Source organism: Mucilaginibacter sp. KACC 22773 (assembly GCF_028736215.1).
Taxonomy (GTDB): Bacteria; Bacteroidota; Bacteroidia; order Sphingobacteriales; family Sphingobacteriaceae; genus Mucilaginibacter.
In genome coordinates this window covers 6,061,414-6,075,911 of record NZ_CP117883.1, presented here as the reverse complement: position 1 = coordinate 6,075,911, position 14,498 = coordinate 6,061,414, and the positions used below count along the sequence as shown (strand labels likewise).

Annotated in this window: 9 protein-coding genes; all 9 read left to right on the top strand. The window is 44.5% G+C overall.

Annotated elements, in window-relative coordinates:
- The first annotated feature begins 5 nt into the window (after positions 1-5).
- The 9 genes from PQ469_RS25210 to trxB all read left to right on the top strand — a co-directional run bounded on the left by PQ469_RS25210 (position 6) and on the right by trxB (position 14,259).
- Positions 6-1,385, top strand: a complete 1,380-nt coding sequence (locus PQ469_RS25210) for a RagB/SusD family nutrient uptake outer membrane protein (protein ID WP_274210145.1) — start codon at positions 6-8, stop codon at positions 1,383-1,385.
- Between the two features lie 58 nt (positions 1,386-1,443).
- Positions 1,444-2,880, top strand: coding sequence for a redoxin domain-containing protein (locus PQ469_RS25205; protein WP_274210144.1), 1,437 nt, complete (start codon positions 1,444-1,446; stop codon positions 2,878-2,880).
- Positions 2,881-3,074: 194 nt separating this feature from the next.
- The gene (locus tag PQ469_RS25200; protein ID WP_274210143.1) at positions 3,075-4,817 is read left to right on the top strand and encodes a trypsin-like peptidase domain-containing protein; all 1,743 of its coding nucleotides are present in this window, start codon (positions 3,075-3,077) and stop codon (positions 4,815-4,817) included.
- Positions 4,814-6,523 (top strand): trypsin-like peptidase domain-containing protein, encoded by a 1,710-nt coding sequence (locus PQ469_RS25195; protein ID WP_274210142.1) that lies wholly within the window; start codon positions 4,814-4,816, stop codon positions 6,521-6,523. The genes PQ469_RS25200 and PQ469_RS25195 overlap by 4 nt, the downstream gene beginning before the upstream one ends.
- Before the next feature lie 234 nt (positions 6,524-6,757).
- Entirely contained in the window at positions 6,758-7,807 is a 1,050-nt protein-coding gene (locus PQ469_RS25190; protein WP_274210141.1) for a PLP-dependent cysteine synthase family protein, read from the top strand.
- Positions 7,808-7,902: 95 nt separating this feature from the next.
- Positions 7,903-8,352 carry a protein-disulfide reductase DsbD domain-containing protein gene (locus tag PQ469_RS25185; protein WP_274210140.1) on the top strand — a complete coding sequence of 150 codons (450 nt, stop codon included), beginning with the start codon at positions 7,903-7,905 and terminating at the stop codon, positions 8,350-8,352.
- A 53-nt stretch (positions 8,353-8,405) separates the two neighbouring features.
- Positions 8,406-11,255 carry a M16 family metallopeptidase gene (locus tag PQ469_RS25180; RefSeq protein WP_274210139.1) on the top strand — a complete coding sequence of 950 codons (2,850 nt, stop codon included), beginning with the start codon at positions 8,406-8,408 and terminating at the stop codon, positions 11,253-11,255.
- A gap of 31 nt (positions 11,256-11,286) precedes the next feature.
- Positions 11,287-12,921: a protein-disulfide reductase DsbD family protein gene (locus PQ469_RS25175; protein ID WP_274210138.1), complete on the top strand. Its 1,635-nt coding sequence runs from the start codon at positions 11,287-11,289 to the stop codon at positions 12,919-12,921.
- A 327-nt stretch (positions 12,922-13,248) separates the two neighbouring features.
- Entirely contained in the window at positions 13,249-14,259 is a 1,011-nt protein-coding gene (gene trxB / locus PQ469_RS25170) for a thioredoxin-disulfide reductase (protein ID WP_274210137.1), read from the top strand.
- Positions 14,260-14,498: the final 239 nt, after the last annotated feature.

Below are 14,498 nucleotides of genomic sequence, written 5' to 3'. Positions count from 1 at the left end.
TCATCATGACAATTATGTATAAAATAAAATATTTGATAGGGGTGATTTGCATTACCCTCTTTATCTCCGCTTGTAAAAAATATGCGCAAATCACACCTCCTCCCGGTTCCATAGATGCCCGGCTCGTCTACGATGACAATGCCTCCGCGACAGCAGGCATATTATCGCTATATAGTTTATTCGATTACCGTGATGTAGTGTTATACAGCGCAGAGTATGGCGGCTTGTCTGCTGACGAACTTAATTATTTCGGCGCGCCTTTCTCGGGTTATCTAGACTTTCAGAGCAATTCCCTGACGCCGGAACCGCCAGCGTCACCTACTGTGATCTGGGGTGGCGCTTATCAGCAAATCCTGAATGCCAATATCGCTATCGACGGGCTCCAAAAATCAACAAAAGTTACCCCGGCACTGAAATCCCAGCTAATAGGCGAAGCTAAATTCTGGCGTGCACATGCCTTTTTCATGCTGGTCAACTGTTATGGCGCCGTACCACTGACGCTTTCAACAGATGCCACAGTCAACGCAGTATTGCCAAGGGCGCCGATTGATCAGGTCTACGGCCAGATCATTAGTGATTTGAAAGAAGCTAAAGACCTTTTATCTCCAACTTATCCTACTGCGGAACGGGCCCGGGTAAATCAGTTCGCGGTATCAGCATTATTAGCCAGGGTCTATTTGTATAATAAAGATTGGATTGGCGCTGAAAATGAGTCTACTAATGTTATAAGCAGCGGCGTTTACTCCCTATCATCACCGGATGAGACATTTTTAAATACCAGTAATGAAACGATCCTACAAATTTATACGCTGGAAGGCTTTACCCAATGGGGCACGGATTTCGTACCACCGTCCCCGGCAGACTATACTTTGTTTCTTAGGCCAGGCTTTGAGAATAGTTTTGAAGCCAATGACAAGCGCTTCACCAATTGGGTCGCACCTATCGGGACAACCGGCAACTATAGTGTTAACAAGTATAAATTGATAAACGCTACGGCAGGTAACGAATATTATATCGTTCTCCGGCTCGCCGAGCAATATCTCATTCGTGCCGAAGCACGGGCACATCAACAAAACTTAAGCGGGGCGGCCTCTGATATTAATGTTGTACGTACCAGAGCCGGCCTTGCCGGCACAACAGCAGCAACTTCAAGTAAGTTACTTGCAGCTGTTGAACAGGAACGTAAAATTGAGCTTTTTGCGGAGTATCCGCACCGCTGGTTCGATTTGAAGCGTACGCCAAGCCTTACTGACCCAACCAAAACGCGGGCGGATGATGTCTTAGCGCCGATCAAGCCCGGGTGGAAGTCAACCGCTGTATTGTATCCTATATCATCAGACGATATTATTGCTAACCCCAATCTGACCCAAAATCCAGGATATTAAAAATTCCAGGAATGGGAGGCTATGGCCTCCATTCCTTATGTATGTAAATTAATAAAATATGAAAAATATAAAATACTGTTTTGTCGTGCTTTTTATCTGTTATGGAATGTTGGTCAATGCCCAGCAGCGGCCCCAGCCCGATAGCTTAACGCTTTATTACCGGTCATTAGCAAAATCGGGAACCGACGCTGATAAACTTAAGATAATAGAAGGCCTAAAAAAAATGGCGGATAAAGATGAAAAAGGTATAACAAGGGCAACTCAAATTGCTGAAGCTATCAGGCAAAATGCACTGGCAGATTCATTAAGCGAAGTCTCCGTAAAACGCTACCCTAAAGGCCATGCTGCATTTGTAAAGTATTACAGCGATTTGGTATCTATGAATACTACAGCAGCCGAAAAGGAAAAAAAATACCAGGAATTGATACAGCAGTTTCCCGAACCGGCACAGGATGCAGATATAACATACGACTATGCCCGGGCGGAAGTGGCATATTTTTATGCTATGGAAGGAAACGCGGCAAAATGTGAGCAGTGGGTTGAATCGGTAAAATCCCCATCTTTTCAAAATACCATTATCTCAGTTGATGCACCTTTGTTAGAAGCGAAGAATGAATTCCCTACAGCAGAACGAATGATTAGAAAAGCAGTTGCGATCGCAAAGGCTGGGGCCGATAAAAATTCATCTGCAAAGGAAAATTACTATGCCAATGTTGCTGACCTGGCTTACGTATTATTCAAGCAGAAGCGATATAAGGACGCACTGATTTACGCCACAGAAGCTTATGAGGGCAGTACCCGCAAAAGCGGCAGCGTTAAAACAGTTTACGCGATGACTTTAACAGCTAACAAAAGGGGTAAGGAAGCGCTTCCCCTTTTGGTTGAAGAAGTAAAGGCGGGGCGGGCGACTGCTGAGATTAAAAACAGCTTAAAAGCTGCTTACATTCAGGACAAAGGCTCTGAGGTTGGGTATGCTGACCTTATGAGCAGTTTAAACGCCGATCTGCACAAAGAAGTGCAAGCCAACGTGGGCAAGAAAATGATATCTGAGAATGCACCAGAATTTGCACTTGCAGATGTCAACGGAAATAAAGTTTCACTAACCGAATTAAAAGGGAAAGTAGTAATACTTGACTTTTGGGCTACATGGTGTGGCCCCTGTAAAAAGTCTTTTCCAGCAATGCAAAGGGTAGTCAATAAATATAAAGATGATCCCAACGTAAAGTTTTTGTTTATTGACACTTGGGAGGATATCCCCAATCCGGCTAAAGATGTAAAGGCATTTATTGCAAAGAATAACTATTCTTTCCAGGTATTGCTGGACGACAAAAAGAGCAACGTTGTGGGCATGTTTGGCATTACGGGTATTCCTGCCAAGTTCGTCATAGATGGCAATGGAAAGGTAAGGTTTAAATTGACAGGCTTTGACGGGGCTGATGACGCCGCTGTTGAAGAGATGTCAACGATGATTGAGATGGCCAGAAAACAAGGTTGATGCAAAAGCTTTTCCATAAATATAAATCACAATATCAGCAATAAAGTGCGTTGCCGATGGCCAGCTAGCCTATCGTTAAATCACTAAATAATTGTAAAAATATATAGCGTTAATAGGCCCAGATGTTCAATATACTCCAAAACTGGTTCGTCAGATTAACAAAAGGTAAGGTCCGTTCATTAATATCCGCAATTATGAGATCAATAAATATTTTTTGCTTACTGGCCTTTTTCGTTTGCTGTTTAGTGCTGTTAAACCAACGAGTGGAAGCACAACATGCCGACCAGGTCAGCCTGGAAAAGCAAATAAAAAATGTAATTGCTAAAGTTGCGCCGGCCAGTGTCTTCCTGGCCGATTATGACCCCAAATTAAACATACTCACGGGTACCACATTCAGTGGTGTAGTCGTCACTAGCGACGGAGTCATCCTTACTGCGGCGCATGTTTGCCATCCAGATAAAAATTACATTGTTATTTTTAACAATGGACGTCGTGCAGTGGCAAAAGGGTATGGGCGTATTCAGTCGCTTGACTTAGCTATTATGAAAATCACCGAGCCTGGAGATTATCCATTTGCGCCTATCGGCTGGTCTTCCTCCCTGGAAGTGGACGAGCCCTGCCTCAGCATCGCCTATCCGGAAAGTCTTAATCGCGAATCCATGCATACCGCGCCGCAAAAATTCAAGACCCCTGCAGTTAGGTTGGGTTATATTGCGGAAACCGCCGTGGGTGGGGGCAAGCGGCTCAGGACCACCTGTTTGATGGAACCGGGTGATTCGGGAGGCCCGGTGTTCGACCTTCATGGACGTGTGATTGGCGTGCATAGCAGCATACAATCATCACTTGACGATAATTTCGAGGTTCCTGTTGATTATTTCCGAAAATATTGGAAGTCACTGAATATAGCTCAGGATTATCGGATGATACCCGACGCCGAAATCATACCCCCCGACCCATTACTTTCCGGACGACCAAAGACCCTCGCCATAAATCAGCTAGAATCCAGTTTTACCGCCTTGAAATCAGAATTGAGTGATTATAGCGTAAACATTGTTAGCATCATCAACGGAAAACCAGGTCAGATTTTGGGCACCGCAGTTTCGCCCGATGGGTTGGCACAGATGAAAGAGGTTAAACGCCGGGGGTTCGTGATCACTAAGAATTCCATGCTGGGCGACAGTATCAAAGTACAATTGCCTGACGGTAATTTCTTCGCTGGTAAGGTGATCACCCGTGATAAAAAAAATGATCTCGCTTTGATACAGATTGATGCGCGACTGAAAAAATGCATCCGTCTTAGCGCTGCAAGTACGGATAGCGTAGGCACAGATATGTTAGGCACACTACTACTGAGCGCTAAGCCTGGTAAAACCGGTATCGTAAGTGTGCTTGGGGGCCGGGAATTCGAACTGAGATACACCTATGCTACCGCTTACCTGGGTGCCCAGGCTGAAAATAAGAGCGGGGGGCTTTTACTGACAATTGTCATGCCTGAGGGACCGGCGGATCATATTTTAAAACTCGGAGACGAAATATTAACCGTTGACAACGTGAAAGTGACAACAGAAGAAGCCTATTTAAAGCAAATTCATATCCACGCCCCCGGCGATACCCTTATGGTTACGGGTATAAGGGACAAGGAGCCGTTTTCTTATCACATTTTACTCGGCAAACGGCCGGACGATCAACCCGATCATGTGGCATTACACTTTACGGGTGGTAGAAGCGAACGCTTTGACGGTTTTATGGATATGTTCATCCATGATGGGCGGATAAAACCTGCTGAATGCGGTGGCCCCCTGTTTGATATCCACGGCAATTTTATAGGGATAAATATGGCCAGGTTCAGCCGTACCACTACTATCGGTACCTCTGCACGTGGCATTCAGATATTTATACGATCCGCTCTTCCATTCATACTAAATACCGCTATATGATGCAATCGAAATTTAGATCTGTTTTATTCTTTTTTATCCTGTTTTTTCTCTCTGAATCGTCGAAGGCGCAACACCGGAACACAGGAGAGCTCGATAAAATGATCCACGCCGGTATAAAAAGAGCCTATTCGGCCAGCGTAAAAGTTATGGGGTGGGACACGATCAGAAAAGTGCAAAATAGTTCCCAGTTCAGCGCCGCGGTCGTTAGTCCGGATGGGTATATCCTAACAGCAGCCCATGCTATTCAGCCCGGTCGAACTTATAAGGTCTGGTTCCCGGACGGAAGAGAATGCCTTGCTGTTGGGCTGGGCAGAATAGATTTATCAGCCACGCCTACTCAGCCTGACGTCGCGATGATGAAAATCATTACCAGCGGAAACTGGCCGTTTGTCGAAATGGGCTGGTCTTCGGCCATCAGGAAAGACGAGCCTTGTATCAGCATTTCTTACCCGGAGACCCTGGCCCAACCGCTTCCGTCGGTTCGGTTCGGACATATTACCGATACCTTGAATGAGTGGGGCTTCTTCCAATCCACTTGTGCGATGGAACCTGGGGATTCAGGCGGGGCTTTGTATGATTACAAAGGCAGGCTGATCGGGTTGCACAGCAGATGTGATAAATCAGAAGATGTTAATATGGAAATACCCGTTGACTATTACAGGGAATACTGGACAGCGTTGAAAACAGCAAAAACCTATACCACGCTACCGGAAGTTACCGATGACATCAAGACCGATCCATTAAGGGAAAAACTGCAAAGCTTTTCTGAACTAAATGACTTAGCAACCTATTTCGGCCCTGTAGCAAAACCTTTGAGGGAAAGTGAATTGTATGTTCTAAGCGATGTTGGGGGTGTACCTCAGAAAATAATAGGTACGATTATAGCCCCCGGTGGATTGCAATTACGCAAAACGCCTGGCGGAAGTTTAATCATTAGTAAAAGTTCATGTGTTGGGGAACATGTGATGGTTAACATCAGCAATGGTGTAAGGGTTGAAGGGAAGGTTATTGCACGAAGTGAGCCTGACGATCTTGTTCTTCTTCAAATAAGTCAAAAGCTGAAAGGTGGGGTTAATATAGATCTTTCAAACCAGGATAGTCTTACTTTCAATTCTCTCGGCACTATTTTGTTATCACCGCTTATAGACTCTTTGCCACGGATAAGTGTGGTCAGCACAATGGGTATGAACCTGGCGCCAAAATTTAGTTCAGGTTACTTGGGCGCGTACGTCACTTTTTCCGAAGGAAAAGCGACTGTTACAAGGGTTCAGCTTAACTCGCCAGCGGGAAGGAACAGTTTGAGGATCGGCGATGAAATATCCAGTATCAATGGCGAGCAGTTATTAAAACCCGAAGATTTTCAGCGCATACTGCAAAGTTACCGGCCAGGCCAGGAGGCGCTTTTTAGATTAAACAGAAAAGGGAAGGAACTTGTGAAAAAGATCATCTTGGCAACAAAACCGGCCAGTGCAGATCCTAATCACCCTGCCGAGAAATTTTCTGGTGGAAAAAGTGCCCGGCGGGATGGATTTATCAAGGTATTCGCGCATGATGCACGGTTGCGTCCGGAAGAATGCGGCGGGCCGGTTTTCAATAACCTGGGTCAATTCTATGGTATTAATATCGCCAGGTATAGCAGGACCACAACTCTCGCTGTGCCTTTGTTGCAGGTCAGCAAATTTTTAAGATCGGCATTAATTAATTAAAGTAGTTCGCCTAATATTCCGTTTTTAGAGAGTGTTAAATGACTTTTATTGACCCATTATACTATTGTTATAATGTATGAAAATGAAAAATATCACAGTAGGACCCGATCCAATAAAGCAAAACCGAAAAAAATACAATGAACAGCCTCTCAATCTATAAAATTTATGGATTTTTTGATCTTCGTTGTTATGTAATTCTGCTATTTCGATATTTATCTTATAATTTTTTATAACATGATAACAGATTTGCACATGCCGGAACAACGAGCAGGATTGGACGAAAAATTCAGCCAACTATGGCATTTAGTTGGAAATACTCCTATGCTGGAGTTAAGATATTGTTATAAAGATGAGCCAGGAAGGATTTTTGTAAAGTGCGAACACTACAACCTTACCGGTAGCGTAAAAGACCGGATGGCGCTGTACATACTATATCAGGCATATAAACGGGGCGCTATTCAACCAAATGACGTAATTATTGAAGCCACCAGTGGTAACACCGGCATCGCTTTTTCAGCGATTGGAAAGGCGCTTGGTCATCAGGTAAAAATCATCATGCCCAATTGGCTGAGCAAGGAACGTATAGACATCATCAGGAGTATGGGCGCTGAGATAGTTTTAGTCAGTAAAGATGAAGGTGGCTTTTTGGGCAGTATCAAATTGAGTGAAGAAATGGCCGCTCTGGGCGGAGTTTTCTTGCCGCGGCAATTTGAAAATTTGTACAATGCCGAAGCTCACGAAATGACAACCGGGAAGGAAATTTGGGAACAATTGGCCAGTGTGGGTTTGCAGCCGGATGCTTTCGTTGCTGGTGTAGGCACCGGAGGTACGGTTATGGGCGTTGGAGCTTTCCTCAAACAGATGAATCCTAATGTGCTTATACATCCGTTGGAGCCTGCCGAGTCCCCCACCTTAACAACCGGGCATAAAGTTGGAAGTCACCGCATTCAGGGGATTTCTGATGAATTTATTCCGGCTATTGTTAAACTCGATCAGTTAGACTGCGTTTTACAGGCGCACGATGGTGACGCGATAATTATGGCACAGAAATTATCTAGCCAATTAGGTTTAGCTGTTGGAATCTCTTCCGGTGCTAACGTAATCGGCGCAATACAGCTGGCTCGGGAACTCGGGCCCGAAGCTGTTATCGTTACCATTCTAAGCGACAGTAATAAAAAATATTTAAGCACTGATTTGATGAAGGATGAACCGCCGCAGCCAGGGTATTTATCAAGTGCAACCAATTTTATCGAATACAATCCAATAAGCCGTTTGCATAAATAAAGATCAGCAAGGAATATAAATAAATTCAGGATGGCCTTTGCCTGGACCCAATAGATTGATTAAAGGCTATTAACTAAACATTTTATACTTATTCAATGAAAAAAATAATCTTATTATCTCTACTGCTGCTCGGTGGCATTTTCACCACTAAAGCACAGATTCTACAGCCGGTACACTGGAGTTATGCTGCAAAAAAGATAAATGCCACGGAAGCTGTCCTGTTCTTTAAGGCAAACATTGATGGTGGATGGCATGTCTATTCTCAATATCTGAAAGAAGGCGGACCTGTCCCGACATCTTTTTCTTTCAAACCTTCAAAGGACTACATGCTTACTGGAAAAACCAGTGAACCTAAACCTGTCGTCCGGATGGAAAAGGTCTTTGATATGGAGGTCGGCTTCTTCGAAAATGAGGTAATCTTTCAGCAAAAAATAAAGCTTAAAAATAAGCAAACCACCGTTTCAGGCACAATAAGCTATATGACCTGCAATGATCAAAAATGCCTTCCACCTTCAGACGCAGAATTCAGCATAGCTATTAAATAAATCCTTTAGAAAAAAACTTGTAGTCCGTCACAGAATTACATCATCCTTATCTTATGAATAAAATAATCTTAAACGCTCTTTCATTAGTTGGCCTTATCGCCGTTACGAACTGCGTCATGGCACAACAGGCAAAACTGGTCGAAAAAGTTTCGCGTAAAGGATCAGAAGTAGTCATTCCTTTTGAAAAATATGTTTTACCTAATGGCCTGACCGTTATTCTTGCGGAAGACCATTCCGATCCGCTGGTTCATATCGATGTGACCTACCATGTGGGTTCGGCCCGGGAAGAGATTGGTAAATCCGGCTTCGCCCACTTTTTTGAACACATGATGTTCCAGGGTTCAGATCACGTGCCGAATGGCGACCACTTTAAAATCATTACGGAAGCCGGCGGCTCGCTTAATGGCAGCACCAATCGAGATCGCACCAATTACTACGAAACAGTGCCTGTTAATCAGCTGGAAAAAATGCTTTGGTTAGAATCAGACCGAATGGGCTTTCTTTTAGATGCGGTAACACAGCAGAAATTCGAAGTGCAGCGTGCGACAGTAAAGAACGAGCGGGGCCAGAACTTCGATAATCGTCCGTATGGCCTGGCCTTCGAAAACACTTCCAAGAGCCTGTACCCTTATGGACATCCATATTCTTGGCTGACAATAGGTTATATTGAGGAATTGAATAAGGTAAACGTAAGTGACCTTAAAAATTTCTTTTTACGCTGGTATAGCCCCAATAACGCCACGCTGACCATTGGTGGTGATTTAAACGTTAAACAAACGCTGGCATGGGTTACCAAATATTTTGGAAGCATCCCCCATGGGCCGGAGGTGGCAAACGCCAGTTTTCCTTCACCTGTGTTAACGAAGGATAGATACGTGTCTTATACCGATAATTATGCACAGTTACCACTGCTGAATATTACCTACCCAGGCGTAAAAACATATGATAAAGATATGTCTGCACTAAATGCCTTATCAGAGATTATTGGCGGAGGGAAAAATTCTATTTTTTACAAAAATTTCGTCAAAACACGTAAGGCGGCTGAAGCTGCAATGTATTCGTCAACCTCTGAACTTGCAGGTGAAATTGGTTTTGAAGTAATGCCTTTCCCCGGCCTGACCTTGGCCGATGCAAAAAAAATCATTGCGAGTTCCCTGGCTGAATTTGAAAAAACAGGTGTAAGCAATGATGCACTAACCCGTTTTAAAGCAAGTGCCGAAGCTAATTATATCAACAGCCTTTCTAGTGTGAGCGGCAAAGTGTCTGAATTGGCCATGGCGCAGTATCTAACCGGTGAGCCTAACCAGATTGGCCGGGAGCTGGCTGAGATCCGGGCAGTAACTAAAGAGGACGTAATGCGGGTTTACAACAAATACATCAAAGGCAAACCTGCCGTAATCTTAAGTGTGTTACCTAAAGGTGGAACAGTACCGCCTGTAGCACCCGACAATTACACCATTAACACGTCAGGATATAAAGCACCGGATTACGGTTATGCCGGGTTATCGTATAAAAAACCGAGTGATAATTTTGATCGCTCTGTGCCCCCGGGTACGGGCCCAAACCCTGCTATTAAAGTCCCGGCAATATGGTCTGCAACAACACCGAACGGTATCCGTATCATTGGAACACAAAACAGCGAGACGCCATCAGTTTCCATCAACATTACCTTAGAAGGTGGCGGCTTATTTGCAGTGAATAATCCCTCAAAGGCTGGCTTGGCGGGTATAGTAGCCAGTATGATGAATGAGGAAACACAAAAGTATACAGCCGAGCAATTTAGTTCAGAACTGGATAAGCTGGGAAGTACCATTAACGTGTTCGCAGGTAATGAGGAGTTGATGGTCCTTGCTTCCTCATTAAGCCAGAACGTTTCAAAAACTATGTCACTGCTGCAGGAGCGCTTGTTACATCCCAAGTTCACGCAAGACGCGTTAGATCGTATTAAAAAACAGACTATCGAAAACCTGAAGCAATCAAAAACGCAGCCGGCATCAGTCGCTTCCAGTGTCTACGACAAGGTTTTGTACGGTACGGACAATGTCCGAACTTATGCAGCTGATGGTAACGAAGAAACCGTTCCCAATATCACGCTGCAGGATGTGCAGGCTTATTATGACAACTATTTTGTACCGTCACTTACCCGGATCGTTGTCGTAGGCGATATTAATGAAGGATCTGCCCGTAGTAACCTGGCATTTCTGAATAACTGGAAGGATAAAAAAGTAACTTTACCTGCTCCTGCCGGGGGTAAAACATTTGATAAAACTTCCTTATACATCGTAGATGTTCCCGGTGCGGCGCAATCTGAGATCCGTATAGGTTACCTGGATAACCTGAATTATGATGCAACAGGTGACTATTATAAACTGGGTATTGCTAATTACATCCTGGGCGGAGCCTTCAACAGTCACGTTAATCTTAATCTGCGCGAAAAACGGGGTTGGACATACGGCGCACGCTCCGGCTTCAGTTCGGGCAAATACGGCGGTGATTTTACGGCCTCTGCCGGCGTGTTGGCCGCCAGTACGGACAGTTCGGTAGTTGAGTTCATCAAGGAAATTCACAATTATCAACAAAATGGTATTACACCGGAAGAATTAAGGTTTACACAGGCCTCGATCGGTCAGAGCGATGCCCGCAGGTATGAAACAAATGCTCAAAAAGCGGCTTTCCTGTCTCGCCTGCTGGAATACAATCTCAAGCCTGACTACGTGGCTCAGCAGAACAGCATCCTGGCAAATATAACTCCCGCTGAGCTCAATCAATTATCATCTAAATACCTTAACACGGATAATATGGTAATTGTAATAGTTGGCGATAAAGCCCAAATCATGCCTGGCCTTCAGAAGCTCGGCTATCCGATACAGGAACTTGATGCGGACGGCAAGCTCAAACAATAACGGTAATCACTCACTGACAGCAAATCTAATAATGTCTTATATCAAACGAATATTCCTTACCCTGCTAATTCTTACGGGGCTATCTATTTCAGGAATGCCGGCAAGCGCGCAGGACACCATCTCTACAGCGGGCGTTGTATTCGCTCCGGCTCCGGCTGATACGCCAAAGCCGCAGGTTTCTCTTGTTAAAAACCCTGTAAAAAAACCTGTAAATGCGCCGGACAAAAAAGAAAAGAAGAAAACTTTGTTAGCCATTTTCCTCGCGGGCGTATTGGGCGGATTTGCAGCCTTGTTGATGCCCTGTATATTTCCAATGCTACCTATGACGGTAAGTTATTTTACCAAGGGCGCTGACAGAAGCCGGGGGATTAGTAAAGCGATAACTTATGGCGTAGCTATTATCGTTATCTACGTGGTACTGGGGTTGCTTATTACCGTTTGCTTTGGCCCGGATGCCTTGAACAGCCTTTCTACCAACGGAGTATTCAATTTTGCTTTTTTTCTATTATTAGTGGCATTTGCCGCTTCCTTTCTGGGGGCCTTTGAAATCACTTTACCCAGCAAATGGGTTAATAAAATGGACCAGGAGTCCGACCGCAAAGGCTTAGCCGGAATCTTTTTCATGGCGGCAACTCTTGCCCTGGTATCCTTTAGTTGTACAGGCCCGATTATAGGGACCTTACTCGTGCAGGCAGCAACGACGGGCGCCCTTTTAGGCCCGGCTATCGGAATGTTTGGTTTTGCCCTGGCATTAGCACTGCCTTTTGCTTTGTTTGCTATGTTCCCAAGCTGGTTAAATGCGCTGCCGAAATCGGGCGGCTGGCTGAACAGTGTTAAAGTTACTTTAGGATTTCTTGAACTCGCTCTTTCCCTGAAGTTCCTTTCCAACGTCGACCTTGCCTATCACTGGCATTGGTTTGACCGTGAAATATTCTTGGTGTTGTGGATTGTGATTTTCGCATTAATGGGTATTTATCTGTTGGGGAAATTAACGTTAAGCCATGACAGTGAATTAAAATTTGTTTCGGTGCCACGCCTGTTTCTGGCAATAATAGTATTATCATTTACGATGTACCTGGTGCCCGGACTTTGGGGAGCCCCGTTAAAGTCAGTAAGCGCTTTTCTGCCTCCTAAGGCCACGCAGGATTTTGATCTGTCTGGCGGATTAGCGGCCGCTGTAAATACTGTATCGGACAACGGGCCGCACAAATACGAAGGGTTATTTGATAAACCCAAAGGCTTTAATCCATTTTTCGATTATGCCGAAGGGCTTGCCTATGCGAAAAAGGTACACAAACCGGTGATGATCGATTTTACCGGTCATGCCTGTGTTAACTGCCGGAAAATGGAAGAAAATGTGTGGCCTGATCCCAAGATCTCAAAATTGATCAATCAGGATTACGTCCTCATCCAGCTTTACGTGGATGACAAAACTGACCTGTCAGCGGATGAACAAACCACTACCCCGGAAGGTAGAAGCATAAAGACCATTGGTAATAAATGGAGTTATTTACAAACTTCAAAATTCGGGGCTAATTCGCAACCATTTTATGTATTGCTCGATCCGGGTACCGAGCAACCAATGGTAGATCCAAAGGGCGCAGAGTATGACATACCCAGTTACCAGCAATATTTAGAAAGCGGGCTAAATGCCTTTAAAAGATAAAGACCAGTCGTCAAATGAAAAATAAATTTACTGATATGCGTATATCGACATTTAAGTGCAGGGTCGGATTGTTTTCAATGGCGGCGGTATAAAATTAAAAGTCTTCATTCGTTCTTTAGAGTTAGTTAATAGTTAATTTAATAAAAGCGTCCTCAGAAGCGGATGCTTTTTTATGATTTTAAAATCGCATTCGAATAAATCAAAAGTGCAAATGTCCATTTTTGATATATCCAAGATCGACAATTTGACTTTGAGTTCATCCCCCGAGCCACTGAGGGCACTTATATTATTAGCACCACAAAAAGAGAAAAAAATATATTAATTAAAATGGAAAGACACGCGTTGCTGACTGACGATCTTATAAAATTATCAAGTTGTAGTGAACACGTTAAATGCCTTATAATAGGCTCTGGACCAGCAGGGTATACGGCTGCAATATATGCTGCACGAGCTGATCTCAACCCGGTATTGTATACCGGGATCTTAGCTGGCGGGCAGCTTACCCAAACCACTGAAGTAGAAAACTATCCCGGTTATCCCGATGGCATCCAGGGTCCCGAAATGATGGAAAATTTCCGCAAACAAGCTGAGCGATTAGGCACTGATATCCGTTTGGGTTATATTACCTCTGTCGATTTCTCCGGCATGCCGCATGTGGTGGTAGTTGATGAAGCCAAAACCATTACGGCGGATACCGTAATTATATCCACAGGTGCATCAGCTAAATGGTTGGGGCTAGAGTCAGAGCAAAAATATAACGGCTTTGGCGTATCTGCTTGTGCGGTTTGTGATGGTTTCTTTTTTCGAGGACAGGATCTAGCCATTGTTGGGGCCGGAGATACCGCTGCTGAGGAAGCGATTTACCTGGCTAAGCTGGCCCGCAAAGTGTACATGTTGGTTAGGCGAGATGAGTTCCGCGCTTCAAAAGCGATGGTGCAACGTGTGCTGAATACGCCTAACATTGAGATCCTGTACAATACTGAAACCAAAGAAATCACGGGTGACGGCTTGAACGTTACCGGTGTAAAAGTGCAGAACAATAAAGTACAGGAAGAAACGATACTGGATGTCACAGGCTTTTTTGTTGCTATCGGTCACCAACCCAATACCCATATATTTAAAGGCTGGTTAGATATGGATGAAACAGGTTATATTAAAACCAAACCGGGTACCACCTATACTAATATTAGGGGGGTATTTTGCTGCGGCGATGCACAGGATCACGTATATCGCCAGGCGGTTACAGCTGCCGGTACGGGTTGTATGGCCGCCATTGACGCCGAACGATATCTGGCCGGCCGGGCGGCAGACCTTATTTTAGAGGAGGAAGCGACTTAAAAAGTGCGTTAAAACCATCACCCGTCTTTACTCGATACAGCCACCGAAGTGTTTGTGAGTAAATCTTTCCTTACTCCATCGGGTGCTATTGCATTTTTATCCTTGGTTTCGATGGTTGCTGCTTCTTCATTCCAGGCATTTTATTTGTCCAGATTCCTTTCCCCTTTGTTAAAGTCCGCAATCTAAGCTGGTAAGTTGGCAATCTATTAGTGGCGGTAGCCAAGTATAACGGTAGCCTG